The following is a 25,362-nucleotide window of genomic DNA, read 5'->3' as shown; positions in this document are numbered from 1 at the left end:
GGGTTAGGCTGAGAGGATGCGCGAACCGATCCAGCTTCCCCTCGAACAACCAGAGCTCTCCGTAGAACTCGGAGGCGGAATGATCCGCCGAACCGTTCTGCCGAGCGGGCTGCGCGTGCTCACAGAATCGATGCCCGGGGCGCGCAGTGCCTCGGTCGGATTCTGGGTGGGGGTCGGATCGCGCGATGAGCAGGCAGAGCAAGCCGGCGCGCCCGGCAGCCTCGGGTCGACACACTTCTTGGAGCACCTGCTGTTCAAGGGCACGCCGACGCGCGACGCCTACGGTATCGCGACCAGCTTCGATCGCCTCGGTGCTGAGAGCAACGCGCTCACCGCGAAGGAGTACACCTGCTACCACGCCAAGGTTCGCGACGCAGACCTCGAGCAGGCGGTCGGGGTGCTCACCGACATGGTGGCGAGCTCGGTACTCGATGAAGGCGAGTTCGAGAACGAGCGCGAGGTGATCCTCGAGGAGCTTGCGATGGCCTCTGATGACCTCGCCGACGTGGCGAGCGAGCGGTTCTTCGAGGAGGTGCTCGACGGGCATCCGCTCGGGCGCCCGATCGGCGGCAGCCCGGAGACGATCCGTGCGGCCCGCCGTGACGATGTGAACCATCATTACCACGGCCGCTACGACACCTCGACGCTCGTCGTGACCGCTGCGGGAGCGGTAGATCACGACCGTCTCGTCGATCTCGTCGTGCGCTCGCTCGATGCCGCTGGGCAGGAGCGCTGGAGCTCTGGGGCAACCCGTTCGCCGGTGCGCCGGGAACAAGCGGTACGCAGCGGACTGCCGGCATTCGGTGATGATCAGCAGCAGGGCACCACTGCAGAGCCCCGCATCTCGGTCACGGAGCGGTCGAGCGAGCAGGTCAATCTGCTCATCGGCACGTACGGACTGCCCGCGGGCGACCCGCGTCGCTTTGCGTTCGGGGTCATGAATTCGGTGCTCGGTGGCGGCATGTCGAGTCGACTGTTCCAAGAGATTCGTGAGAAGCGTGGTCTCGCCTACACGGCATATTCGTTCGGCGCGAGCTACTCAGACGCGGGACTCTTCGGCATGTACGCCGGAACCGCCCCGCAGAAGGCTGCCGAGGCGATCGAACTCGCACAGCTGGAACTGCGCAAGATTGCGAGCGACGGGATCACCGAAGACGAGTACGAGCTCGCGATCGGTCAGATCTCGGGGTCGTCGGCGCTCGCGTTGGAGGACTCGGATACGCGGATGGGCCGCCTGGGGCGGTCTGAACTCGGCACGGGAGAGCTGTTCGACCTGGATACCTCACTCGAGCGCTTCCGGGCGGTGACCGTCGGTGATGTGCAGGAGGTGGCCGCGACGCTGCTGGCACGACCGTTCACCGTCGTCGCCGTTGGCGAGGTATCGAAGGCGCCGCTCGGCTGAGCGCGCGTGTTCGCGCATCACGGCTCCGAGTCGCCCGACGCTAAGATCGAGGCATGTCTGTGAGTGTTGCGGTTGCAGGGGCAACCGGCCGGTTGGGATCCCTGGTGTGCCGCGTAGTGGAGGAGCACCCGGACTTCGATCTCGTCGCCAGGCTGACGAGCGCGTCTACGCCCGACGAGGGAGCTGACGCCGCGATCCTGATCGACGTCACGCACCCGGAAGTCTCGCCCGGCATCGTCGCACGCGCTGTCGACCGCGGGCAGAAAGTGATCATCGGCACCAGTGGTTGGACGGCAGAGCGACTCGAAGCGCTGCGCGAGACCCTCGACGCGACACCGGGAGCGGGGGTGATCGCTGTGCCGAACTTCTCACTCGGATCCGTGATCGGCACGACCCTCGCCCGCGTAGCCGCCCCCTACTTCGACGCGATCGAAGTGATTGAGGCGCATCACCCCGGCAAGGTGGATTCTCCGTCGGGAACGGCGGTGCGCACGGCAGAGTTGATGGTGCAGGCCCGAGAGGGTCGGCCGGTGGAGGCCCCTTACGCTGACCAGCCCGCGCGCGGCCAATCGGTGAGCGGTATCCAGGTGCACAGTCTGCGCCTGGCAGGCGTCGTCGCGAAGCAGGAAGTGCGCTTCGGCGGCAGTGGCGAAGTGCTGACGGTGACGCACGACACGCACTCGAACGAGTCCTACGTCGCGGGCGTGCGCGCCGCGCTCGAGGCTGCGGTCGACGCTGCAGGGCTCACAGTCGGGCTGGGGAGCGTGCTCGGGATCGACGCGGAACTCGGGCTCGACGCGTGAGCCGGAGAACCCGCTCGGTGATCGGCGTGGCGATCATGAGCATCCTGCTGGTGCTCTACTTCGGTTTTGCCGGGGTGCGGGCGGTCGCATTGATCGCGTCGGGAACGCCTGTCGCCATCACGATGGGGATCGCGCTGATCGTCTTGCCGCTCATCGGAGTGTGGGCACTCGTGCGCGAGCTACGGTTCGGTGCGGCGGCGACGGCGCTCGTCGATCGGCTCGATGCTGAGGATCTCCTCCCTGATGACTTGGGGGAGACCACGGCATCTGGTCGACCGGATCGCGGCTCCGCTGATGCCGCCTTCCCGCGGTACCGTGCGGAAGCGGAGGACGCGCCGGATTCCTGGCGCGCCTGGGCGCGACTGGGTCTCGTCTACGACGCGTGCGGCGACCGGAAGCGCGCACGGGCGGCGATACGCCAAGCCATCTCGCTATCTCGCAACTGATATCGCACGATTTTTTTAGTTGTGTAGCGGAAATCACATCTTCAGGCTTATTATCGTGCGTGATCGGTAACAGTCTCGTCTCCGCTACGGATTCGAGCCCTTCGGTTGCCGGCGAATAACGACGCAGTGGTGCGGCAGGAGGCACGGTAAGAACATGGCCGAATACGATCTCAGCGCTTCAGCGCCGAAAACTCGAACGCTTGACTCAGTCAGCGGCATCTCCAAGAAAGGCCTGCCGACCGGAACGGTCGGCGTGCTCGGCGCCCTCGTCATCGGGCTCTCGGTGTGCGCCCCGGCCTACACGCTCACCTCTGCGGTCGGCCCGGCGGCGAGCGAGGTCGGCTATCAGACTCCCGCGATCTTCCTCGCAGGCTTCCTGCCGATGCTGCTCGTCGCGATCGGCTATCGGGCGCTGAACTCGGCCATGCCGGATTCGGGTACGTCCTTCACCTGGGCGACTCGCGCGTTCGGGCCCTGGATCGGATGGATGGCCGGCTGGGGGCTGATCGCCGCCACTGTGCTCGTTCTGTCGAACCTCGCTGGTGTCGCGGTGGAGTTCCTCTTCCAATCGATCGCTATCCTCATGAATGACGCGTCGATCGCCGACATCGCCGACAACGTCTTCATCAACATCGTCGTGTGCCTCGGGTTCATGGCGCTGGCGACCTTCATCTCGTACCGGGGCATGACTTCGACGAAGGTCTTCCAGTACATCACCGTCATCTTCCAGGTCGGCGTCATGTTCTGGTTCATCGTGGCCATGTTCATCGGAGCAGCGAAGCCCGAGAACTCCGAAGGGACGATGCCTCAGCTGTCTTGGTTCAACCCCTTCGAGGTATCCAGTTTCAGCGCGTTCGCGGCCGGCATTGCCGTGTCGATCTTCGTCTACTGGGGCTGGGACACGATCCTGACCATGGGTGAAGAGACCAAGCCCTCGCGTGGTCGCATGTCGACCGAGAGCAAGGCCGCCATGATTCTCGTGGTCATCCTCGTGGTCATGTACGTCGGAACCGCCGCTGCGACGGTTGCTTACGCCGGAATCGGCGACGGCCCCACGGGTCTCGGCAACTCCGATATCGCCGAGAACGTGTTCGCCGCACTCGCGCATCCCGTCATGGGGCCAGCCGCGATCCTGCTGTCGCTCGCGATCCTCGTGAGCGCGATGGCCTCCATCAACTCGACCGCGATCTCGCCCGCCCGTACCCTTCTTGCCATGGCGCACTACGGAGCCCTGCCGCAGGCGATGAAGAAGATCCACCCGAAGTACAAGTCGCCCTACGTGGCGCTGCTGTGGTCGTCGGTCGTCGCCTCGGTGTTCTACGCGATCATGCGGTTCATCAGCGAGGACGTGCTCTGGGACACGATCACAGCGCTCGGCATCATGGTATGCTTCTACTACGGCCTTACGGCCCTCGCGAGTACCTGGTACTTCCGGAAGAGTGCACGGTCGGAGGGCTTCGGCTCAATGATGTCGAAGGTGTTGCTGCCGGGGCTCGGCGGCATCCTGCTGCTCGTCGTATTCGTGCAGACTCTGGTCGACAGCATGGACCCCGCTGCGGGGTCGGGTAACAACATCGCCGGTGTCGGGCTTGTCGGCATCATCGGTGTGGTGGTGCTCGGGATCGGCATCGTGCTCATGATCCTGCAGTCGCGCGCCACCCCAGACTTCTTCAAGGGGCGGGTGCTGCGACGCACCGACGCGAGCGACGATACTGCCGCGCTGCAGGTCTTCGACGATGGGTTGGACGGATAGGCGCCTGGTTCCAGGGATCGCTCCGCCCCGCGGGTCTGCTGCCGAGTGATGTCGGAGGGCAGGCGGTAGACTCGTGGGTGTGAGTGCGAATGCGATCCCGACCCCGTACGAAGATCTGTTGCGTGAGGTGCTGGAGCACGGTACTCCGAAGTCCGATCGCACCGGAACCGGCACGCGCAGCCTGTTCGGCAAGCAGATTCGCTTCGATCTGGCCGATTCATTCCCGCTGATCACCACGAAGCGCGTTCACTTCAAGTCGGTTGCCGTGGAGTTGCTGTGGTTCTTGCGCGGTGAGGGAAACATCGGATTTCTCACCGAGAACGGCGTCACCATTTGGGACGAGTGGGCTGACGAACAGGGTGATCTCGGGCCGGTCTACGGCGTGCAGTGGCGGTCGTGGCCGAAGCCCGATGGCGGGCACATCGACCAGATCTCCGGGGTCATCGACCAGATTCGGTCCAACCCCGATTCGCGTCGCCTCGTCGTCTCGGCATGGAACGTCGCCGACCTCGACGACATGGCGCTCATGCCGTGCCACGCGTTCTTCCAGTTCTACGTCGCCGATGGCCGACTGAGCTGCCAGCTGTACCAGCGCTCTGCCGACATGTTCCTCGGCGTACCGTTCAACATCGCGAGCTACGCGCTGCTCACGCTCATGGTTGCGCAGCAGACCGGGCTCGAACCCGGTGAGTTCGTCTGGACGGGCGGTGACTGCCACATCTACGACAATCATGTCGAGCAGGTGGAGACGCAGCTCGCCCGCGATCCCTTCCCGTACCCGCAGATCGAGATCGCCCGCCGCGATTCGATCTTCGACTATGAGCTCGGCGACTTCGAGGTCATCGATTACGCGCACCACCCGGGCATCAAAGCGCCCGTAGCGGTGTGAGTGCGACTCGGAGGAGCGGAGTCATGAGAGTCGGCATGGTGTGGGCCGAGGCGCGCGGCGCCGACGGCCGTGGTGCCATCGGACGCGGGGGCGATATGCCCTGGCATCTGCCCGAGGACCTCGCCCACTTCAAGAGCTCAACGATGGGTGACCCTGTCGTCATGGGGCGCCGCACGTGGGAATCGTTGCCGGAGCGCTTCCGGCCGTTGCCCGGGCGACAGAACGTGGTGGTGAGCCGTGACGAGCGATACACGGCTGCGGGTGCGGTGGTCGTGCCCTCGCTCGAGGCCGCGCTCGACCAGGCCGCAACCTTCGGAACTGCGGAGCCGACTGAGGCCGCCTGGGTGATCGGCGGTGGGCAGATCTTTCTGGCCGCCATGCCGCTCGCAACGGAACTCGTGGTCACGAGGATCGATCTCGACATTCCCGACGCAGACACCTTTGCACCCGAGATCGGCCCGGAATGGGAACTGGTCGACGCCGGGACGCCACTCGTCTCCCGCACCGGACTCGGCTACCGCTTCGAGCGCTGGACGCGGCGCTCCTAGGCTGCGCTCCGATCGACGCGGTTTCGAGCTCCACAGCTCTCCGGGTCGCGGGTTCGGGTAGCCTAGTGGGGTGACGAACGTAGAGAATCCCTTCGGCCAGGTACTGGTCGCCCTCGTGACTCCCTTCCACGCCGACGGCGAGGTCGACTGGGAGTCGACCGAGCAGCACATCGAGAACTGCATCGCCGGCGGCGCCGACGGCATCGTGGTCACGGGCACCACGGGCGAGACCTCGACACTGACAGACCCCGAGAAGATCAAGCTCGTCGAGGTCGCGAAGTCGGTCTCCGGCGGCCGCGCGAAGATCATCACGGGCGGCGGCTCGAACGAGACCGCGCACGCGATCGAGCTCTACAAGGCCAGCGAGAAGGCCGGCGCCGACGGGGTCATGATCGTCACGCCCTATTACAACAAGCCGACCCAGGCGGGTCTGCTCACGCATTTCCGAATGGTCGCCGACTCGACCGACCTGCCCGTCATCCTGTACGACATCCCGGGTCGCTCAGGCGTCGAGATCAAGTACGAGACGATCCTGCGCCTCGCAAAGCACCCGAACGTGCTCGCGGTCAAGGACGCGAAGGGCGACTTCAGCGAGGTCAGTCGCGTACTCAACCAGACCGATCTGCTCTACTTCTCGGGCGATGACGCCAACGTGCTGCCGCACCTCTCGATCGGCGCTACCGGCCTCATCGGTATCACCGCCAACATCGTGCCGGGCATGTACCGCACCATCGTCGACGCGGTGAATGCCGGAGACCTGCACACCGCCCGTGATGCGTTCCAGCAGCTCGAGCCGCTTGCCCGCGCCGTGATGACGCACGTTCCGGGAACCGTCTCAGCGAAGTACATCCTCCACGGCCTCGGCCGCATCTCCAGCCCGCGCGTGCGTCTGCCGCTCGTCGGGCCCGAGGAGTGGGAGGCCGCCATCATCGAAGACGAGCTCGCGCTGGTGCGCGACGTGCCCGGCGTCGACTTCTCGAACTTCCGGCCCGACCGCAACGCGGCGGCCGGCGGTGCCCTGCCCAAGATCGCAGGCACCACCCGCTGACCACAGTCATCCTGCGGAACCGCAGGATCTTGCAGTGAGATTCTGCGACCCGCTACGCTCCCGCAGAATGACGAATAGGGGCAGCAAGGAGATTCATGACGAACCCCCCGTTCACCCCGCCCAAATTGAAGCAGGGCGCTCTGCGCATCACCCCGCTCGGAGGTCTCGGAGAGGTCGGTCGCAACATGACCGTCTACGAGATCGACGGCAAACTGCTGGTGGTCGACTGCGGCGTCCTCTTCCCTGAGGAGCATCAGCCCGGCGTCGACCTGATCCTGCCCGACATCACGAAGATCGAGGATCGTCTCGGCGACATCATGGCGGTCGTGCTGACGCACGGGCACGAGGACCACATCGGTGGCGTGCCATACCTGCTGAAGAAGCGCGAAGATATTCCGTTGGTGGGTTCGAAGCTGACGCTCGCACTCGTTTCGGCGAAGCTCAAGGAGCATCGCATCAAGCCGGTGACCCGGGTCGTCGCCGAAGACGAGCGCGTGCAATACGGGCCCTTCGATCTCGAGTTCGTCGCCGTCAACCACTCGATCCCCGATGCGCTCGCGGTCGCCATTCGCACCGACGCCGGTATGGTCATCGGCACGGGCGACTTCAAGATGGATCAGCTGCCGCTCGACGGTCGCATCACTGACCTGCGCGCCTTTGCCCGGCTGGGAGAAGAGGGCGTCGATCTGTTCATGACGGACTCCACGAACGCCGAAGTGCCGGGGTTCACCCCGCTCGAGAAAGACATCGGACCGGTCATCGAGCGAGTCATCTCGCAGACCGAAGGAAAAGTCGTCGTCGCGAGCTTCTCGAGCCACGTGCACCGCGTGCAGCAGGTGCTCGACGCCGCCGTCGCGAACGGCCGACGCGTCGTGCTGCTCGGCCGGTCGATGGTGCGCAACATGAAGATCGCCGCCGACCTCGGCTACCTCGAGGTGCCGCAGGGAGTGCTCGTCGATCTCAAGAAGAGCGGTGACATTCCCGACAGCCGCATCGTCTACATGTCGACCGGCTCGCAGGGCGAGCCCATGGCCGTGCTGAGCCGTATGGCGAATCGCGAGCACCAGGTCGAGCTCGGCGACGGCGACACCGTGATCCTCGCCTCGAGCCTGATCCCGGGCAATGAGAACTCGGTCTTCCGGGTGATCAACGGCCTCATGAAGCTCGGCGCGAACGTCGTGCACAAGGGCAACGCGAAGGTACACGTCTCGGGTCACGCGGCCGCTGGCGAACTGATGTACTGCTACAACATCGTCCGCCCCAAGAACGTGATGCCGATTCACGGCGAGTACCGCCACCTGGTCGCGAACGCGAAGGTCGCGATCGAGACCGGTGTTCCGCAGAACCGCACCATCATCGGCGAGAACGGCACTGTTGTCGACCTCGAGAATGGGGTGGCGCGTGCGGTCGGGCAGCTGGACATCGACTTCATCTACGTCGACGGCAAGAGCGTGGGCCGGGTCACGGACGACGATCTCCGTGACCGCCGCACCCTTGCCGAAGAGGGTTTCATTTCAGTGATCACCGTCGTCGAGACGACGCTCGGGCGAATCGTGTCGGGCCCCGACATCCACGCCAAGGGTGTCGCAGAAGACGACAGCGCCTTCGACACCATCAAGCCGAAGATTGCCGACGCGCTCGAAGCGGCGATGCGAGATGGGGTGCAGGATCACCACCAGCTGCAGCAGATCGTGCGGCGCACGATCGGCCGCTGGGTCGGCACGAAGTTGCGCCGCAAGGCGATGATCGTGCCCGTCGTGGTGGTGGTGTAGCGCGGTGAGCCTGCTCACGGCACGATTCGCGACCGAGGCGGAGCGCGCGGACTGGGATACCCTGATCGCGGCGAACCCGGGCGGCGGTGAGGTCTGGATGGGCGACGCCTATCTCGATGTCAAACGCTCCGAGGGCGGGTACCGCGACTACCGCATCGTCGTCGAGCGCCCAGGGCTCCCGCAGGTCGCCGTCGGCATCCTCGCGAAGCGCGTTCCGCTGCTGGGGGAGTGGTGGCACCTGCCTGCCGGCCCGGCAGGGGAGGACGCGGTGGCCGTGCTCGCCGTGTGCGACGCCATCGGGCGCTTCGCCCGCTCGCACGGAGCTTTCATGCTGAAGATCGAGCCACGGCTCGGACCCGAAGCGCGAACCGTGATTCGGGCCGCAGGCTACCGTGATTCGGTCAGGATCATCCCGAACCCCTCGACGGTGATCGTCGAACTGGGCGGCAGCGTGCGCACCGACGAGGAGTTGCTCGCCGGCCTCGGAAAGAAGGCCAGGAACTCGATCAACCGCGCACGCCGCGACGGCATCGTCGTCTCGCGCGTGCCCGCCACCGACGAGCACTGCGCCGAGCTCTACCGACTGCTCGAGGAGACGGCCGAGGGCCGCTTCGTCTTGCGCGCGGCAGACTATTACCGGGCCTTCTGGCAACGGTTCGCGCACTCGGGCGACGGCCAGATGTTCCTCGCCCACCGCGAAGACGAGTCGGGGACGCTGCGGCTCGTCGCCGGAGCGTACGCGATCGCGCTCGGCGGCAAGACGACGTACAAGGACGGTGCTTCAGTACGTGCGAAGACTGCGTACGGAGCGTCGCACGCCCTGCAATGGGAGGTGCTGCGCTGGGCGAATGAGCGCGGTGCGGTCTCGCACGATCTCTGCGGTGCTCCGCCATCGGATCGTTCCGATGACAAGACGCATCCGCTGCACGGCGTCGGGCAGTTCAAGCGCTCGTTTACGCCGGAGATCACTGATTACGCGGGTGCGTTCGACCTGCCATTGCGACGCGGAGCCTATGCCGTCTGGGCAAAGATCGGTGACCGCGTCATGCGCCGCTGGTCGCTCGCGGTGCACAAAGATCCGTATTACTAGATCGTCGAGCCCGAGTCAGCAGCCCGTCGAGGCCAGCGTCCCGATGAGCGGGCAGCCCCGATGAGCGAGCAGCCCGGTATACCGGTTAGCCGATGAACCTGCGCGCCGCGTTGTACACCGCGTAGCTGAGCCGCTTGACCGGCAGCTCCCAGGTGCCGGAGTAATCGACCTGGTGGCCTCCGAAGGAGCGCTTGAAGTCGCTGAACCCAGACCAGGCATGGTCGGTGACCTCGGGCGGCACCACGCCATAGAGGTCGAACTCGCCGAGACCCGCCTCGTGGGCGTCCTGCATCATCTGGGTCACCAGGATGAGACCGGGTGAGAGCTTGCGATGCGCAGTGTCCGCGGCCGCATGACCGTAGTAGCGTCGCTCATCGTCGTCATAGATCAGGGAGGCTGCGACGGGCAGATCCTCACCTTCAAGATCGACGAGGTAGATCTTGGCATCGCCGCTCGGCACGAGGGAGCGGGCCTGCGCGCGCAAGTAGTCGCTGTCGTGAGCGTGCATCCCGGTACGGTCGGAGACTTCGCCCAGGAGACGGATCAGGTGCTCGATGTCTTCGGGAGCATCGCTGACGCGAACGCTCAGCCCCTTCTTCGCGTAGTTGCGGTGCAGGTTCCGGTTCGTCTTCCGCATCTCGAGCAGCACTTCGTCGAAGGGGCGAGCGAGATCGACGCGTTGGGTGTGCTCAGGCTGACGACGCTCCACACGACGCAATCCGGCGGCCTCGAGCACGGCGGGGCTCAGGCCCGGCTGCTCATCGCGCTCGGGAGAATCGAGCACCGGCTCCACGCGCAGGAATGCCGCGCCGCGACGCTTCGCCTCAGCACGCAGCCCGTCGAGGGCCGGAACGAGTGCCTCGGGGCGAGCGAGCCTGGGCCCATAGGGCACGTAGAGGCGGGTGTTCAGCTTGCCGCGCTCGAGATAGCCCTGCGCGCTCCACCCATCGCCGTCGAGCGAGACGACGGTGCGGCCGAGCTCGCGCTGCAGCGCAGCCCAGGCCGAGCTCTGCAAGAAATGTCCCATGGTGTCTGTTCTCCGCTGTCAGTGTCTCCGCTGGTGAGCGGATACGGTGTCGGTTGACCCGGTGCCGCTGGCCGACGCCCGCAGCACCGTGCCGCCGCTAATACATTCCGGTGTCGTTATACATCTTGCGGTGCAGCCTCTGGGCGACACTGAGGCCGTAGCGTTCCCACCGACGATAGCGGCCCTGATGCATGACGAGATCGTAGGCGCCGATGAACTCGGTGACCTCGCGTGCGAAGGAGAGCTTGAATGGCGCCAGCGAATGATTGCGATAGTTCGGGTCATCGAGGCGGTCCGTGGGCGGGACGCCGACGAGGTCGTAGCGCTTGATCCCGGCGTCGCGGGCATCGATCATCATGCGGTACTGCATGAGGTTTGCCATCCCCGGGGTCGTGCGGGGGCGCTCGGAACCGCCATCCTTGTAGAAGGCTCGCTCGCCGATGCGGATGACGAAGGCCATGACAGCGGGGTCACCGTCGGAGCCTGGAACACCGTAGAAGAAACCGAGACCGGCGTCGGTGAACTCGCGCCAGAAGCGCTCCGTATACGCTTCGGGGCGCAGGTCGAGATCGGTCTTGCCGCCGCCGCCGACGAGGCGCATCAGTCGGTGCATATGCGCGAAGGTCTCGGGCGTCGCCGGATACTGGCGCACCTCGACCTGGTCTTTCACTCCGCGCCGCACCTTGTTGCGGCACTTCGCATCGAAGCTTGCGAGCAGCGCGTCGTCGTCGCGGTCGATGTCGACGATCGCGGTGAACGTATTGATCTGGATCCCGTCTCGCCAGTGCGCCCCGAGCTCCCCCAGCGAGCGGTTAAGCTGCGCTCGGTTCTCCGTCGAGTCGAGCACAAGCGGCTCGATGGTGGCTGCGAACACGCTTGGTTCGTGCTCGCGCAGGAAGTCGCGCAATGCCGCGGTGTGCTGCTCGAGTGCGTCGGCATCGGTCACACCCGGTCCGTGCGGCAGGTACCAGTAACGGCCGACGGTCGGTACCCGGCGTTCGATCGCGAGCGCAGCCGAGACAGTCTCCCCAGCTGATTCGAATACCAGATAGCGGGGCGTCCACCCGACTGCGGCCTTCGTCGCCGCGTACGCCTTCGTCTGCAGAAAATCGCCGCCCGAGGGAACCTGGGCGACGAGCTCGTCCCAGCGATCGATCTCCTCAGGGCGGGCGTATCGGGCTGTCAAGCGGGTCAAGGCGGGCGATCCCTCTCGTCGAATGCGGGTCAGACCGTAACCGTGTCTCTGAGCACGGACTTCGGTCGATTGTCCAGTGTATCCGGGCGGCTCAGCGTCGACCCGGGAGCAGGCGGGCGATCCGGCCCAGCAGCGTGGTCGCTTCGCGGTTGCGCAGCAGCACCAGAGCCCCGCCGTAGACCAGAGCCATGACCGCGGTCACGACCGCGCATGACAGGACGGAGCCGGCAAACGACGAGACGGGCAGTGCGCCAGGATCGGTTCCTCCGAGCAGCTGCAGCACGAAGACGCCGGCTGCAGCAGCGACGAGTCCGCCCAACAGGTTCTGCACGACCCCGGTCAGCACGCCGCGCCCGCCCAGCAGACCGACCCGGCGACGCAGCAACAAGAACGTCGTGATCATCTGCGCGAGCCACGTGATCGAGACGACGAGGGTGATCGTGGCCGTGATGCGTTCCGTCGGCAGCAGTGTGCACAGCATGGCGGTCACCACAGTGACCACGCACTGCACCGCCTGGATGAAGAACGGCGTGCGAGTGTCGCTCAGTGCAAAGAAGCCGCGGTTGAACACGAAGAGCAGGCTGAACGGCACGAGGCCCACGAGATTCGCGAGGAGTACGACCGAGACGGTGTCGACGACCGCGTGCGACGCGCCCGGTTGGATCAGGCGGATCAGCGGGACCGCGAGCACGATCATGGCCGCGGTGAAGAACATCATCGCGAATCCCGCCATGCGGGCGGAAGCCGTGATGTCAGACGTGAACGCTCGGTAATCGCCGGCGTGAACGTTCTCGCTCATCCGGGTAAAGCGAGCGGTGACCAGCGAGATCGTGATGATCGAGTGCGGCAGGACGAAGATCAGTGAGGCCAGTTGCCAGGCGGCGACACCTGCCTCGTCTTGTGCGGCGAGGTTCATGACGCGGGTGTTGTAGAGGCCTGCGATTTGAGTCAGCAGGACCGAGAAGAAGGTCCACATCGCGACCTTCCCCATGGTGCCCAGCCCGACCCCTCGGAATCCGAAGTCGAACCGGAAGGTGAGTCGAGCCTTTCGCCAGAACGCGAAGAGTACGAGCGCCTGCACCGCGACCCCCGCGGTTGCCGACCCTGCGACGAGTGCCTCGCCCGAGGTGGACCAGATGCCTGCCCCCCGCTCGCCGTTCGGATCTGCGCCGAAGAGCAGCACGAAGACGACGAGTCCGGCGATATTGAGCACATTGTTGAGCACCGGCGACCAGGCGTAGGGGCCGAAGAGGCTTCGAGCGTTGAGCACCTCGCCGAGCACTGTGTAGAGGGAGTAGAAGAGGATCTGCGGGAGCAACCAGTAGGCGAAGACGGTCGCGAGTCGTACCTGCGACGGCTCCCAGCTCGCGCCGAGCCAACCGATGAAGGCCGGCGTCAGGGCGGCCGCGACGACCATGATCGCGCAGGATCCGACGATCGTGAGTGTCACGAGCTTGTCGATGTAGCGTTGCCCGCCGTCGGCGGCGAGAGCAGCTTTCGTGATCTGGGGAACGAGCACGGCAGTAAGCGCGCCGGTCGCGATCAGTGTGTAGATGGTATTCGGGATCTGGCTGGCCGTGGCGAAGGCATTCGCCGCGAGCCCGACCGCGCCGATGGCGTAGACGAGGGCCATGGAGCGGACCAGGCCGAGCACGCGGGAGGTGAGTGTGCCGGCCGCGATGATCGCACTCGACCTGCCGATGTTCGCTGCAGCCACAGTGGAGTCTCGACTTTCTTCCTCGGGCGCTGGCGCGCTGGATCCGGCGCCGGCGGCGCCGCAACGCCTCAGACTACCTGCTCAAAATTGAGCGGGCAGCCCGAAAGGGGCGCTGGTAGGGTGTAACGGTATGTCGAGCGGGTCGACCAAGATCCGCATTGACCGTGTCTGATCAGGGGAGGGACACACGGGATGGCTTCGAGTGCACACCGAGGACACACGACCGCGCGTCGACTGCTTGCGGGCACCCTGATTGCGGCGGTGTTCGGCCTCGGATTCGCCGGAACGGACCTCACCGTCTCGGCCTCTCCCGCACAGGGCGTCGACCAGTCGCTGCCCACGTGGGACGACGTGCAGAAGGCGAAGCAGAGCCAATCGTCGGCGTCGGCGAAGGTCACGGAGATCGAAGGACTGATCAAGGACGTCGAGAAGCAGGTCGAAGAGACCCGCCAAGAGGCCGCTGACGCTGCGACTGCTGCAGCGGACCGCCACGAAGAGCTGCAAACGGCCGCGCAACGCGCCGACAAGCTGGTCGAGGAAGCAAAGCGCAGCAAGAAGCTTGCAGATGAGACCGCGGAGCAGGCTGCCGGGCTCGTCGGCCAGATGTACCGCTCCGGTGGGGTCGATCGCAACGTCGAGCTCTTCCTCGAAGACGACGGCGATACCGCGGATACCCTGCTCGAGCGTCTCGCCCTCCTGTCGAAGGCTACCGAGCGCAACACGTCCATCTCGGAAGAGGCGCAGCAGGCGATGAACACGGCTGCTTCGCTCGGCGATCAGGCCGAGGAGGCGGTAGCCGAGCGGGATCGCCTCTACGAGGAGGCGGAAGCTGAGAATCAGCGTGCTCAGCAGGTTGCTGAAGAGAAGCGTCTCGAGCTCATCGAGCAGGAGGACCAGCTGACGACCCTCGAGACGCAGCTCGAGGCACTGAAGGATAAGACCACCAAGACGGTCAAGGGGTACGAGGAGCGTCTTCGCCAGGAAGAAGAAGCTCGACGCAAGGCCGAGGAAGCCGCACGTCGTGCAGCAGAGGAAGCGGCTCGCCGCGCCGCCGAGGAGGCTGCCCGCAACGGAGGCGGCGGTGGCGGAGGCGGCACCGGTGGCGGCGGTGGCGGAGGTGGCGGCGGAACCGCACCTCCTCCCAGCACCGGCGGCGGCTGGGGCAAGCCCCTCAGCTCGTACTGGGTGAGCACCGAGTGGTGGGGTTACGAAGGCCACACCGGAATCGACCTTGCTACGGGCGCCGGATCTCCGATTTACGCCGTGGGCGCCGGTACTGTGACCTTCTCCGGATGGTGGCCGTACTGCGGCGGCAACATGGTCAAGATCGACCATGGAGGCGGGTTCGAGACCTGGTACGCCCACCAGAACAGTGCGCCCATCGTCGCCAATGGTCAGCGTGTAGGCGCGGGCCAGTTGCTCGGCTATGTCGGTGCGACCGGGTGTGCGACCGGACCGCACCTGCACTTCGCAACGCTGCAGTACGGGCAGTTCGTGCCGCCGCGGCCGCCGATGGCCGCGCGCGGGGTCTACTTCTAGCGGAGATGGGCCGCGCCGACCGGGTTCCGCCGGGTTGTCGGCGGCGGCTTGTACCGTAGTCCTATGGTCAGTAAGGCCCCCGCGAGTCGGAAGAAGTCCTCGTCGAGCGCACGAGGCGGTCGAACGACCGCTGCGAAGGCGACGACGGCGAAGACGAAGGTGCTCGCCGAACCAGAGCGCAGCAGTGAACCCATTCCAGTGCGTGCATGGAGCGGGCTCGCGCACGGGCTCGGGGGAGTTGCCCGCGCCTTCCGTTCCGAGCCCTTGGATCCTGCCGACCGTCGTGACGGCATCCCCTTCGCGTTGGTCTTGCTGGCGATCGCGGGTGTGGTGGTCGAATGGTTCCTCATCGGCAGCCCGGTCGCGGTGCAGCTCGATGCCTGGACTTTCGGTGGTCTCTTCGGGCGGGTGGCATTTGGCCTGCCGATCGTCATGATCGGGTTCGCCCTGTGGCTCTTCAATCATCCGTCGAGTGTCACTGACAATCGGCGTATCGCGATCGGCCTCGCGATTGCCGTGATGAGTGCTTCAGGGCTGTGCCATGTCTTCGGTGGTCAGCCGAGCCCCCAGGAAGGCAGCATGCCCGCGCTCGCCGAGGCCGGGGGCATCGTCGGCTGGATGATCGGGGCTCCGCTCAGTGCGCTCACCGTATGGGTGGCGGTACCGGTGCTGTCCATTCTCCTGGCGCTGTCACTGCTGATCATTACCAAGACGCCTCCCGGGCGCATCGCGCGACGCCTGCGTGAAGCGTACGTCTACCTCTTCGGCGCACAGGACGATGCCAGTTCGGAAGCGGGGAGCGCCGACGACGGCGCCTCGTCCACGCAAGCGGCGGACGATGCAGAACCTGCTGATTCGGGGTCTCGTTGGAAGCGGCGGAAGTCGAGCGATGCGCTGTTCGACCTCGAGCAGGAGGAGTCGGACACCACGACCGGTGCGCTGCCGTGGTGGCGGCGCACAGATTCGGGTCGGGAAGAAGACCCCGAGTACGCCGCGGATCGTGAGGGCATCGAGCGAGCGCTTGAGGGGGCAGCACCGACCAGGAATCGGGATCGCGCCTTCGATTCAGCGCTCGAGCCGGCTCCCGCCGTGACCGATTCATTCCCGGAGAACCTCTTCGGAGACCTGGAGCAGGCGGAAGCCGCAGTGGCCGCTGCCGCGAGTGGCGGAGCGACTGCTGCTTCGGGTCTCGTGGATGATTCGCCTGATGATGCGCCGGCATCACCGCTCGATACCGGAGACGTGCCGAGGTCGAACGAATCGCGGCCCTTCGTGGTGGCGCCCGCACATGCCCCGGCACCTGAGCCGGCTTACCTGCTGCCCGACCAGTCAGCGCTGTCGCAGGGCGAACCGGCCAAAGAACGCACTGCGGTCAATGACGAGATCATGGCGGCGATCACCGAGGTGCTCGCCCAGTTCAAGGTCGATGCGAGCGTCACCGGTTTCTCGAGGGGGCCGACCGTCACGCAGTACGAGGTCGAACTCGGCCCCGGCGTCAAGGTCGAGAAGGTCACGGCACTGTCGAAGAACCTCGCCTACGCCGTCGCGTCGAACGAGATTCGCATTCTGTCGCCGATCCCGGGGAAGAAGGCGATCGGCATCGAGATCCCTAACAAAGATCGTGAGAACGTCGCTCTTGGCGACGTGCTGCGCTCGGGTAAGGCGAAGCGGAGCACCCATCCCCTCACCATCGGTGTCGGCAAGGATGTCGAAGGCGGGTTCGTGGTCGCGAACCTTGCGAAGATGCCGCACTTGCTCGTCGCCGGTTCAACGGGCTCGGGCAAGTCGAGCTTTGTGAACTCGATGATCACGAGTCTCCTGATGCGCGCCACGCCGGCTGACGTGCGCATGGTGCTCGTGGACCCGAAGCGCGTCGAATTGACGATCTACCAGGGTGTGCCGCATCTCATCACTCCCATCATCACGAACCCCAAGAAGGCGGCCGAAGCGCTGCAGTGGGTCGTGAAAGAGATGGACATGCGGTATGACGACCTGCAAAGCTTCGGGTTCCGTCACATCGACGACTTCAACGAGGCCGTACGATCCGGCTCGATCGTGCTGCCGGAGGGCAGCCAGCGCGTGCTGAAGCCCTACCCCTACCTGCTCGTCGTCGTCGACGAGCTCGCCGACCTCATGCTTGTCGCTCCGAGAGATGTCGAAGACTCGATCGTGCGCATCACGCAGCTCGCCCGAGCCGCGGGAATCCACCTCATCCTCGCCACGCAACGACCGTCGGTCGACGTGGTCACGGGTTTGATCAAGGCCAACGTGCCCAGTCGACTCGCATTCGCCGTCGCCTCGGTGACCGACTCCCGCGTCATCCTCGACCAACCCGGCGCTGATCGCCTGATCGGCCAGGGTGACGGGCTGTTCCTGCCGATGGGCACCTCGACGCCGATTCGCGTGCAGGGCGCCTGGGTGCAGGAGTCTGAGATTCAACGGGTCGTCGAACACGTCAAGGCACAGGCTCGACCGGAATACCGTGCCGACGTGACACAGGCCGCTGAGAAGAAGGAGATCGACGCCGATATCGGCGATGATCTCGAGGTCTTGCTCGCCGCAGTTGAGCTCGTTGTGACCTCGCAGTTCGGATCGACGTCAATGCTGCAGCGAAAGTTGCGCGTCGGCTTCGCGAAGGCCGGGCGCCTGATGGATCTCATGGAGTCCCGCGATATCGTGGGGCCGTCGGAAGGGTCGAAGGCGCGCGATGTGCTGGTGACACCGGATCAGCTTCCAGATGTGCTGGCCCGAATCTCGGGGACCGCGTCGGGATCCGCGACGGCTCCTCCTGCAGCCCAGGCGACGGCTCAACCCGCACCACCGGCGCATGAGCCGCAGATGCTACAAGCTTCGCAAGCATCTCAGTCTCGACGCGATGCGGACGTGTCCGAGGCAGCCGACGACTGGTCAGCGCAGGCGGACCAGGAGAACGGCGTTCCCACAGAGCGAATTGTGGAAAGTAGAGACCGTGGCGGGTTCGGCGACGAGCGATACGACGACCCTGTCGGGCGTTACCAGTCGAACCTCGAGGAAGTCGATGGAGAAGATGACCTGGACGCCTGGCAGCTGACGGGGCGTGACTGATGGCCGATTCTGCGTCAGACGCGTCTTCTGCTGAAGGCCCCGCGTCCGTGAACGCGAAGCCGAGCAACTGGAATGCGCCGAATGTCATTACGGGGACGCGCATCGTTGCGACACCGTTTTTCATCTGGATGCTGCTTGCTGACAGTGGCGGGATGGGGGCGCTGCGGTGGGGAGCGGCTGCGTTCTTCGTCGTTGCGATCGCGACCGACGCCTGGGACGGTTACCTTGCGCGATCCCGCGGGCTGATCACCGACCTCGGCAAGCTGCTCGACCCGATCGCCGATAAGTTCCTGATCGGTGGTGCACTGATCGGCCTATCCATCCTCGCCGAGCTTCCCTGGTGGGTGACGATCCTGGTGATGGTGCGCGAGGTCGGGGTGACGATCCATCGTCTGTTCGAAGCGCGCACCGTCGTGCTGGCAGCAGCATGGATGGGCAAGGTGAAGACCGTTGCGCAGTCGGTCGCGATCACACTTGCGCTCATGCCGTTCCCGCAGGTGCTGGGCGATTGGATGAACTGGGTGAACACCGCGGTGATGTCGATTGCCGTCGTGCTGACAGTCGCGAGTGGGATCGATTACGTCGTCAACTTCTTGCGATCCGGGCGGGTGGAGAAGTGACTGAGGCAACGGTTGAGTGGGAGACCGCTGCGGTCGCTCTGGCGCTTGCCAAGAAATCGGGATGGCGTATCGCCGTTGCCGAGTCGCTCACCGGTGGTCTGCTTGCCGATGCATTCGTGCAGGTGCCGGGTGCGTCGGCAGTGTTCTCCGGGGGCGTCGTGGCCTACGACACAGAGGTGAAACGTCGTCTTCTGCACGTCGAAGGCGACCTCTTGGAGCGGGTCGGCCCAGTCGATGCCGAAGTCGCGAAGCAAATGGCGCGGGGCGTGCGGGCGTGCTGTGCAACGACGCGAGATGGGAAGTTGGCGCTCGCCGATGTGGGTCTGGCAACGACGGGAGTTGCGGGTCCGGCGCCAGACCCGCAGACCGGGCTTCCCGCTGGAACCGTCTGGATTGCGGTGTCGTCGGAGTTTGGGGAAGTGGCAGTTCCCCTCGAATTCGCAGGAGATCGGGAGGCGATCCGCGAGGCTGCCGTGGCAGAGGCAGTGCAGCTTCTGATCGAATACTTGAGTCGTGTCAGCTCAAGTTCAGCAAAGACTCAGGAATAGAGAGAGTAATCTCTGGGTTACTTCCAGTGACAGCCTGCACAATGGAGGTGTCCCGCTGGGGGAGTAGTCTCATCAGCGGAGGAAATAAGAGTCCGGTGGAACCCCGGACGCGAAGTGGAGGATGCGCATGGTGCTGTTTCGTCAGGAGATCGGCGATGTGCTGCGTGACTTCCGTCTCCAGAAGGGTCGTACGCTGAGGCAGGTCGCCGGTGAGGCGAGTGTGGCTCTGGGGTACCTCAGTGAGGTGGAGCGCGGCCAAAAGGAAGCTTCGAGCGAGATCCTCGCCGCGGTGGCCGATGCTCTCGAGACGCCGCTCTCAGTGATTCTGAATGAAGTCGGTTCCCGGATGGCTGTCATCGAGGGGCTGAGCGCACCGCTCTCGTCGCGTGTGCCAGACACTGTGCCTGACGAGCTCGTCAACGGTTTCTCGCCGGAATTGCTGCCGCAGCCCTGAACGGACGGCGAGGAGCTCGCGCGTGAAGCGCAGTGAATTCAAGCGCGCCTGCGCAGAAGAATTCGGAGAGGCCTATTCCGGGGTGCTCATCCGTGACCATTGGGTCGCCGCGCTTGGCGGTACCGCAGCAGATGCGTTGGAGCGCGGTGTATCGGTACGCGAGGTCTGGGCGGCGCTCTGCGAAGACCTGCAAGTTCCGCTCGCGCGGCGGCATGGGCGCGGATTGACCGAGCCTCGGGGACCGCGCGGCTGATTGACCACGACCGCCGCCCGCATGACGATGCCGATGCGCGCGATGAAGTCGGCGGGCGATGAAGTTGGCGGGCGATGAAGCCGATTCGTGACAAGAATTCTCGGATTCCTTGCGGTCGGTTGCGTTTCCGCATAATCTAATAAGGCAAGCATTTCCTAAGTCTGATGAATATCGGCTGTCGGGGAAGTGCCTGCACTGTGGGGTAGATACGCGCTCGTCCGTGCAAGCGGACGGGCGGGGCGGGCGTCCGGCTCGAATCTCCGGCGCCCGCCCCTTTAGCGAATCCCCTGCTGTTCTGGTGCTGGGGTCTTGTTGCTCTCGGGGCCTCCGTCGCGCAGCTGATGTCTGCAGTCCCGGGGTCGATCCGACACGCCAAAGCCATGTTCGAAGATGTGTTCGACTGGTGCTATCGTCATCCACAGGTGCTTTTCGTGGCCTCCTTGCCCACAGAACGATGCCTCCGGCACTGAATGTCGGAGGTGCCGCCTACGGTGAGAACCACAGAACACTGAATGCCTTGTCTGCACCGGCTCGCCGGTGCCGAGACAGCCGGTAGGCAGCAACCGCGACTCGTCGCACAACGCTAAGGAGCAGAACATGGCCGCACCCAAGGACCGAGAAAAGGCGCTCGAAGCCGCACTCTCGCAGATCGACCGTCAGTTTGGTAAGGGCGCGATCATGCGTCTCGGCAGCGCTGAGCGCGAGGCTGTAGATGTGATCCCGACCGGGTCGGTGGCGCTTGACGTCGCACTCGGTATCGGGGGGTTGCCGCGCGGTCGTATCGTCGAGATCTACGGGCCCGAGTCATCCGGTAAGACGACGCTGACGCTGCATGCCATTGCGAATGCGCAGCGTTCCGGCGGAATCGCGGCGTTCATCGATGCCGAGCACGCACTTGATCCGGAGTATGCGCAGAAGCTCGGTGTCGACATCGACTCCCTGCTCGTCTCGCAGCCCGATACGGGGGAGCAGGCGCTGGAGATCGCAGACATGCTCATCCGCTCGGGCTCCGTTGATCTTGTCGTCATCGACTCGGTTGCGGCGCTGGTGCCCAAGGCTGAGATCGACGGCGACATGGGCGACAGTCACGTTGGTCTGCAGGCGCGCCTGATGTCGCAGGCACTGCGCAAGATCACTGGTGGTCTGAATGCGACGAAGACGACAGCGATCTTCATCAACCAGTTGCGTGAGAAGGTGGGGGTCTTCTTCGGGAGTCCCGAGACCACCTCGGGTGGCAAGGCCCTCAAGTTCTACGCATCTGTGCGTCTTGATATTCGACGCATCCAGACGCTCAAGGACGGCACCGACGCGGTCGGTAACCGTACTCGAGTAAAGGTGGTGAAGAACAAGATGGCGCCGCCCTTCAAACAGGCGGAGTTCGACATCCTCTACGGCGTTGGCATTTCTCGCGAGGGCTCGCTCATCGACTATGGCGTGGAGCAGGGCTTCATCAAGAAGAGCGGTTCCTGGTTCACCTACGACGGCGATCAGCTCGGGCAGGGAATGGAGAACGCCCGGCGCTTCCTGATCGAGAATCCCGATATCGCAGCCGAGATCGAGGAGAAGATCCTCACGAAGCTCGGAGTGAACGGGCGCAGTGAAGAAGCCGAGCCTGTCGCTGATATTGAGGCGCCGACGCCCGAGCAGCGGGTCAGCGCCTAGGTCCGGAGCAGCGCAGGATGGCAGTGCGATTCGTTCCTTCGGAAGGCGACGAGACCTCGCCGACTCGGCAAGACCGTGCCGACCTTGCCGAGGTCATCGAGTTCCGCTCGCGGCTCCCGCGGTCGACGAACAAGCCGCGGGTGGAAGGCGGGAGCCGCGAGTCCAGCGATCCGCCAGTCATCGGCCTTGCAGCTCGGAAGGCTGAGCGTGGCGCTGCCTCCCGTCTCGAGCGAGCTCGGGAAGCACTGGTTCGTGCCGAGACTGATGCGGACTCGGGGTCGGAGGGCTCTGCCGCAGAGAGCCATGCCGCTGAGGTTTCTGCAGCGGAGGCTTCTGTAGCAGAGGTTTCCGCAGCTGCCGCAGATGCTGCAACGGACCCCGAAGATGCTGCCGCACGGTGTTCGGAAGACGCCGTGCGGTTGCTCGCTCGCAAGGCTCGATCCCGAGGCGAACTCCGGCGTGAGCTGTTCTCCCGAGAGCATTCGGCCGGTGATATCGAAGACGTCCTCGACGAGTTCGAACGCAGCTATTACCTCGATGACCTGGGGCTCGCCCGCACAACCATGGAAAGCCTCCGCGAGCGTAAGCGCGCCAGTCGTACACAGATCCGGGTGAAGTTGCGCGAGCGGCAGCTCTCCGATCACATCATTGAGACGGTGCTTGCCGAACTCGACGATGACGAAGAGCACGAGTTGCTGCGTACGGCGGCCGAGGAGCGGGCGAGACGGCTCGCCGATCTCGATCGTCAGACCGCCGAACGCCGACTGCTCGGATTTCTCGCCCGACGCGGCTGGTCGGGTGAACGAGCTGCGCGTGCAGCACGCGAAGCACTCGACAACGTGGGGAGTCTCCACACCAGTTCCGGGGTCCGCTTCCGCTGATCGACGCATCCCGCACGTACGAGTCACAAATCATGCTCAGAACTGCACGCGCACGCACGCGACACGAGGCAATGTCCCGGCGGCGGTAGAATCCTCCGTATGACCATTGCAGCCGACCCCGTCGTCATCGACCCGTCGCCCGCAGCCCTTCGCTCCGACGGATCTCCCCGTAGCTACACCGTCCGCACGCTCGGGTGCCAGATGAACGTGCACGACTCCGAGCGACTCTCCGGCTCACTCGAAGCTGCCGGCTATGTCGCAGCTGACGAACCCGAGCAAGCCGACGTTGTCGTCATCAACACGTGCGCCGTGCGCGAGAACGCCGCCAACAAGCTCTACGGCAATCTCGGATATCTCGCCGGTGTGAAACGACAGCGCGAAGGCATGCAGATCGCCGTCGGCGGCTGCCTCGCGCAGAAGGACCAGGGCACGATCGTCGAGAAGGCGCCCTGGGTCGATGTCGTCTTCGGCACCCACAACATGGGGTCGCTCCCGACGCTGCTCGAACGAGCGCGGCACAACGCCGAAGCGCAGGTCGAGATCCTCGAATCCCTCGAAGTATTCCCGTCCACGCTGCCGACGAAACGAGATTCCGTGTCGAGCGGTTGGGTCTCCATCTCGGTCGGCTGCAACAACACCTGCACCTTTTGCATCGTGCCCGCCCTGCGCGGCAAAGAGAAAGACCGACGCCCGGGAGACATCCTCGCCGAGGTGCAAGCGCTCGTAGATGACGGCGCCGTCGAAGTCACACTCCTCGGTCAGAACGTCAACACTTACGGTGTCGAATTCGGTGATCGACAGGCATTCAGCAAGCTGCTGCGCGCGATGGGCACTATCGAAGGCCTCGAACGTGTGCGGTTCACGAGCCCGCACCCCGCAGCGTTCACCGACGACGTGATCGCAGCGATGGCCGAGACCCCGAACGTCATGCCGCAGCTCCATATGCCGCTGCAATCAGGTTCCGACGCAGTACTGAAGGCGATGCGGCGTTCCTACCGCTCCAAGCGCTTCCTCGGGATTCTCGAACGCGTTCGAGAGCAGATTCCCGATGCCGCCATCACCACCGACATCATCGTCGGTTTCCCGGGCGAGACCGACGAGGACTTCGAAGACACGCTTCGCGTGGTCGAACAGTCACGCTTCTCGAGTGCCTTCACCTTCCAGTACTCGATCCGGCCGGGCACACCGGCCGCGACCATGGAGCATCAGGTGCCCAAGGCCGTGGTGCAAGAACGGTACGAACGTCTCATCGCGCTCCAAGAGCGCATCTCGCTCGAAGAAAATCAGGCCCAGATCGGCCGCGACCTCGAAGTGCTGGTTGCCGTGAGCGAAGGGAAGAAAGACGAAGCGACTCATCGGCTCTCCGGCCGCGCCGAAGACAACCGCCTGGTGCACTTCGCACTGCCCGAAGGCGCTGAGCTTCCGAGGCCCGGCGACGCCGTCACAGTGCGTGTGACCGATGCGGCCCCGCACTTCCTCATCGCCGATGACACAACTTCGTACCGACTGCGACGCACTCGCGCGGGTAATGCGTGGGATCGCAGCCAGGCAGAAAGCTGCGGTGTCCCGGCTCCCGCTGGCGGAGCCCCGGCGACAGTCGGGCTCGGTATGCCCATGATCCGTACAGCGAGCTCTTGACCGAAAATCCGGACTCCGTATTGCGGCTCGGCGATCCTGCTGCGCGTGCCGCTGACTCCACATCTCCTCCCCGTATCTGGGCGATAGTCGGCGCCACCGGCACCGGCAAGTCGGAGCTCTCGCTCGATCTCGCCGAAGCGATTGAGGGGATCGGGCGCACGGCCGAGATCATCAACGCTGACGCGATGCAGCTCTACCGGGGTATGGATATCGGCACCGCCAAGGTGCCGATGGGTGCACGCCGAGGGATCCGCCACCACCTCTTCGACCTTCTCGCCCCGAGCGAAGAAGCCACGGTGGCGCGCTACCAGTCTCGTGTGCGTGAGATCATCACCGAGCTGCTGCACGATGGCAAAGACGCAATACTCGTGGGTGGATCCGGGCTCTACGTCTCGAGCGCGATCTTCGACTTCCGCTTCCCGCCTCGTGATGCACGAGTGCGCGCCGAGCTCGAGCGAGAACTCGACGAAGACGGTGTCGCGCCGTTGCTCGAGCGCCTGCGCGGACTGGCACCGGAGGTCGCAGACAGTGTCGATGCGCGGAACCCGCGACGGGTCGTTCGCGCGCTCGAAGTAGCTCTGCTCGGAGGAGATGCGCAGGTCGTGCTCCCATCCGAGCCGGCGCACTGGCAACCGGTTCCGGATCACCGGCCCATGCGCATCATCGGAGTGCACTGCGAGCGCGGGGCACTAGTGGAGCGTCTGGACCGTCGGGTCGAGCGCATGTGGGCGGACGGCCTGCTCGAAGAGGTCAGGGGTCTGCTACCAGAAGGGATCGCCGAAGGCCCGACCGCGAGCCGTGCGATCGGCTATGCGCAGGCGCTCGCGCAGCTCCAGGGCGAGGCGAGTGAGGCCGAGGCAATTGCTGAGACTCAGGCCCTGACCCGGCGCTATGCGCGCCGCCAGGTGAGCTGGTTCAAGCGGTACCCCGGGATCGAGTGGGTCGACGGCCCAGATCTCGCCGCGATTCAGGTCGACTGAGCGCGGCGCTGCC

22 protein-coding genes are annotated in these 25,362 nt (G+C 65.0%); 19 read left to right on the top strand and 3 right to left on the bottom strand.

Annotated elements, in window-relative coordinates:
* The first annotated feature begins 16 nt into the window (after positions 1-16).
* From ACUYV6_RS11045 to ACUYV6_RS11005, 9 genes are all read left to right on the top strand, one after another.
* Positions 17-1,402 carry a M16 family metallopeptidase gene (locus tag ACUYV6_RS11045; RefSeq protein ID WP_449278722.1) on the top strand — a complete coding sequence of 462 codons (1,386 nt, stop codon included), beginning with the start codon at positions 17-19 and terminating at the stop codon, positions 1,400-1,402.
* A gap of 53 nt (positions 1,403-1,455) precedes the next feature.
* Positions 1,456-2,205 carry a 4-hydroxy-tetrahydrodipicolinate reductase gene (gene dapB / locus ACUYV6_RS11040; protein WP_449278721.1) on the top strand — a complete coding sequence of 250 codons (750 nt, stop codon included), beginning with the start codon at positions 1,456-1,458 and terminating at the stop codon, positions 2,203-2,205.
* Positions 2,202-2,651 carry a hypothetical protein gene (locus ACUYV6_RS11035; protein ID WP_449278720.1) on the top strand — a complete coding sequence of 150 codons (450 nt, stop codon included), beginning with the start codon at positions 2,202-2,204 and terminating at the stop codon, positions 2,649-2,651. The genes dapB and ACUYV6_RS11035 overlap by 4 nt, the downstream gene beginning before the upstream one ends.
* 154 nt (positions 2,652-2,805) lie before the next feature.
* Positions 2,806-4,404: an APC family permease gene (locus tag ACUYV6_RS11030; RefSeq protein WP_449278719.1), complete on the top strand. Its 1,599-nt coding sequence runs from the start codon at positions 2,806-2,808 to the stop codon at positions 4,402-4,404.
* A gap of 79 nt (positions 4,405-4,483) precedes the next feature.
* Positions 4,484-5,293 carry a thymidylate synthase gene (locus tag ACUYV6_RS11025; RefSeq protein ID WP_449278718.1) on the top strand — a complete coding sequence of 270 codons (810 nt, stop codon included), beginning with the start codon at positions 4,484-4,486 and terminating at the stop codon, positions 5,291-5,293.
* A gap of 23 nt (positions 5,294-5,316) precedes the next feature.
* Entirely contained in the window at positions 5,317-5,841 is a 525-nt protein-coding gene (locus tag ACUYV6_RS11020; RefSeq protein WP_449278717.1) for a dihydrofolate reductase, read from the top strand.
* A 70-nt stretch (positions 5,842-5,911) separates the two neighbouring features.
* A complete protein-coding gene (gene dapA, locus ACUYV6_RS11015; RefSeq protein WP_449278716.1) occupies positions 5,912-6,889 on the top strand; it encodes a 4-hydroxy-tetrahydrodipicolinate synthase in 978 nt (325 codons plus the stop codon).
* A gap of 95 nt (positions 6,890-6,984) precedes the next feature.
* Positions 6,985-8,661 carry a ribonuclease J gene (locus tag ACUYV6_RS11010; RefSeq protein ID WP_449278715.1) on the top strand — a complete coding sequence of 559 codons (1,677 nt, stop codon included), beginning with the start codon at positions 6,985-6,987 and terminating at the stop codon, positions 8,659-8,661.
* Between the two features lie 4 nt (positions 8,662-8,665).
* On the top strand, positions 8,666-9,751 hold the full coding sequence (locus tag ACUYV6_RS11005; protein WP_449278714.1) for a lipid II:glycine glycyltransferase FemX: 1,086 nt from the start codon (positions 8,666-8,668) through the stop codon (positions 9,749-9,751).
* Between the two features lie 85 nt (positions 9,752-9,836).
* Here ACUYV6_RS11005 and ACUYV6_RS11000 read toward each other — a convergent pair whose 3' ends face one another.
* The 3 genes from ACUYV6_RS11000 to murJ all read right to left on the bottom strand — a co-directional run bounded on the left by ACUYV6_RS11000 (position 9,837) and on the right by murJ (position 13,690).
* Positions 9,837-10,778 (bottom strand): lipid II:glycine glycyltransferase FemX, encoded by a 942-nt coding sequence (locus ACUYV6_RS11000; protein WP_449278713.1) that lies wholly within the window; start codon positions 10,776-10,778, stop codon positions 9,837-9,839.
* Positions 10,779-10,875: 97 nt separating this feature from the next.
* On the bottom strand, positions 10,876-11,973 hold the full coding sequence (locus ACUYV6_RS10995; RefSeq protein ID WP_449278712.1) for a lipid II:glycine glycyltransferase FemX: 1,098 nt from the start codon (positions 11,971-11,973) through the stop codon (positions 10,876-10,878).
* A 91-nt stretch (positions 11,974-12,064) separates the two neighbouring features.
* A complete protein-coding gene (gene murJ / locus ACUYV6_RS10990) occupies positions 12,065-13,690 on the bottom strand; it encodes a murein biosynthesis integral membrane protein MurJ (RefSeq protein ID WP_449278711.1) in 1,626 nt (541 codons plus the stop codon).
* Positions 13,691-13,882: 192 nt separating this feature from the next.
* Here murJ and ACUYV6_RS10985 point away from each other — a divergent pair, with 192 nt between their 5' ends.
* The 10 genes from ACUYV6_RS10985 to miaA all read left to right on the top strand — a co-directional run bounded on the left by ACUYV6_RS10985 (position 13,883) and on the right by miaA (position 25,349).
* Positions 13,883-15,229 (top strand): peptidoglycan DD-metalloendopeptidase family protein, encoded by a 1,347-nt coding sequence (locus tag ACUYV6_RS10985; protein WP_449278710.1) that lies wholly within the window; start codon positions 13,883-13,885, stop codon positions 15,227-15,229.
* A gap of 63 nt (positions 15,230-15,292) precedes the next feature.
* The gene (locus ACUYV6_RS10980; protein ID WP_449278709.1) at positions 15,293-18,313 is read left to right on the top strand and encodes a DNA translocase FtsK; all 3,021 of its coding nucleotides are present in this window, start codon (positions 15,293-15,295) and stop codon (positions 18,311-18,313) included.
* The gene (pgsA, locus tag ACUYV6_RS10975) at positions 18,313-18,933 is read left to right on the top strand and encodes a CDP-diacylglycerol--glycerol-3-phosphate 3-phosphatidyltransferase (RefSeq protein WP_449278708.1); all 621 of its coding nucleotides are present in this window, start codon (positions 18,313-18,315) and stop codon (positions 18,931-18,933) included. The genes ACUYV6_RS10980 and pgsA overlap by 1 nt, the downstream gene beginning before the upstream one ends.
* A complete protein-coding gene (locus ACUYV6_RS10970; RefSeq protein ID WP_449278707.1) occupies positions 18,930-19,481 on the top strand; it encodes a CinA family protein in 552 nt (183 codons plus the stop codon). The genes pgsA and ACUYV6_RS10970 overlap by 4 nt, the downstream gene beginning before the upstream one ends.
* A gap of 127 nt (positions 19,482-19,608) precedes the next feature.
* On the top strand, positions 19,609-19,935 hold the full coding sequence (locus ACUYV6_RS10965) for a helix-turn-helix domain-containing protein (protein WP_449278706.1): 327 nt from the start codon (positions 19,609-19,611) through the stop codon (positions 19,933-19,935).
* Between the two features lie 22 nt (positions 19,936-19,957).
* Positions 19,958-20,188, top strand: coding sequence for a DUF3046 domain-containing protein (locus ACUYV6_RS10960; protein ID WP_449278705.1), 231 nt, complete (start codon positions 19,958-19,960; stop codon positions 20,186-20,188).
* A gap of 597 nt (positions 20,189-20,785) precedes the next feature.
* Positions 20,786-21,850 carry a recombinase RecA gene (recA, locus tag ACUYV6_RS10955; RefSeq protein ID WP_449278704.1) on the top strand — a complete coding sequence of 355 codons (1,065 nt, stop codon included), beginning with the start codon at positions 20,786-20,788 and terminating at the stop codon, positions 21,848-21,850.
* Between the two features lie 17 nt (positions 21,851-21,867).
* On the top strand, positions 21,868-22,731 hold the full coding sequence (locus ACUYV6_RS10950) for a regulatory protein RecX (RefSeq protein WP_449278703.1): 864 nt from the start codon (positions 21,868-21,870) through the stop codon (positions 22,729-22,731).
* A gap of 99 nt (positions 22,732-22,830) precedes the next feature.
* Complete coding sequence (miaB, locus tag ACUYV6_RS10945) at positions 22,831-24,369, top strand: tRNA (N6-isopentenyl adenosine(37)-C2)-methylthiotransferase MiaB (RefSeq protein ID WP_449278702.1); 1,539 nt, start codon at positions 22,831-22,833, stop codon at positions 24,367-24,369.
* A gap of 20 nt (positions 24,370-24,389) precedes the next feature.
* Complete coding sequence (miaA, locus tag ACUYV6_RS10940; RefSeq protein WP_449278777.1) at positions 24,390-25,349, top strand: tRNA (adenosine(37)-N6)-dimethylallyltransferase MiaA; 960 nt, start codon at positions 24,390-24,392, stop codon at positions 25,347-25,349.
* Positions 25,350-25,362: the final 13 nt, after the last annotated feature.

The organism is Leucobacter sp. GX24907 (genome assembly GCF_053567335.1).
The sequence above is the reverse complement of the archived record's forward strand: the minus strand, read 5'-3'. Positions and strand labels throughout refer to the sequence as shown.

Bases quoted from the DNA above. Each gene is read 5' to 3' on its own strand.
- ACUYV6_RS11045 (WP_449278722.1), top strand. From the start codon at position 17: ATGCGCGAACCGATCCAGCTTCCCCTCGAACAACCAGAGCTCTCCGTA.
- dapB (WP_449278721.1), top strand. From the start codon at position 1,456: ATGTCTGTGAGTGTTGCGGTTGCAGGGGCAACCGGCCGGTTGGGATCC.
- ACUYV6_RS11030 (WP_449278719.1), top strand. From the start codon at position 2,806: ATGGCCGAATACGATCTCAGCGCTTCAGCGCCGAAAACTCGAACGCTT.
- ACUYV6_RS11020 (WP_449278717.1), top strand. From the start codon at position 5,317: ATGAGAGTCGGCATGGTGTGGGCCGAGGCGCGCGGCGCCGACGGCCGT.
- ACUYV6_RS11010 (WP_449278715.1), top strand. From the start codon at position 6,985: ATGACGAACCCCCCGTTCACCCCGCCCAAATTGAAGCAGGGCGCTCTG.
- ACUYV6_RS11000 (WP_449278713.1), bottom strand. From the start codon at position 10,778: ATGGGACATTTCTTGCAGAGCTCGGCCTGGGCTGCGCTGCAGCGCGAG.
- ACUYV6_RS10985 (WP_449278710.1), top strand. From the start codon at position 13,883: ATGGCTTCGAGTGCACACCGAGGACACACGACCGCGCGTCGACTGCTT.
- ACUYV6_RS10980 (WP_449278709.1), top strand. From the start codon at position 15,293: ATGGTCAGTAAGGCCCCCGCGAGTCGGAAGAAGTCCTCGTCGAGCGCA.
- pgsA (WP_449278708.1), top strand. From the start codon at position 18,313: ATGGCCGATTCTGCGTCAGACGCGTCTTCTGCTGAAGGCCCCGCGTCC.
- ACUYV6_RS10965 (WP_449278706.1), top strand. From the start codon at position 19,609: ATGGTGCTGTTTCGTCAGGAGATCGGCGATGTGCTGCGTGACTTCCGT.
- recA (WP_449278704.1), top strand. From the start codon at position 20,786: ATGGCCGCACCCAAGGACCGAGAAAAGGCGCTCGAAGCCGCACTCTCG.
- ACUYV6_RS10950 (WP_449278703.1), top strand. From the start codon at position 21,868: ATGGCAGTGCGATTCGTTCCTTCGGAAGGCGACGAGACCTCGCCGACT.
- miaB (WP_449278702.1), top strand. From the start codon at position 22,831: ATGACCATTGCAGCCGACCCCGTCGTCATCGACCCGTCGCCCGCAGCC.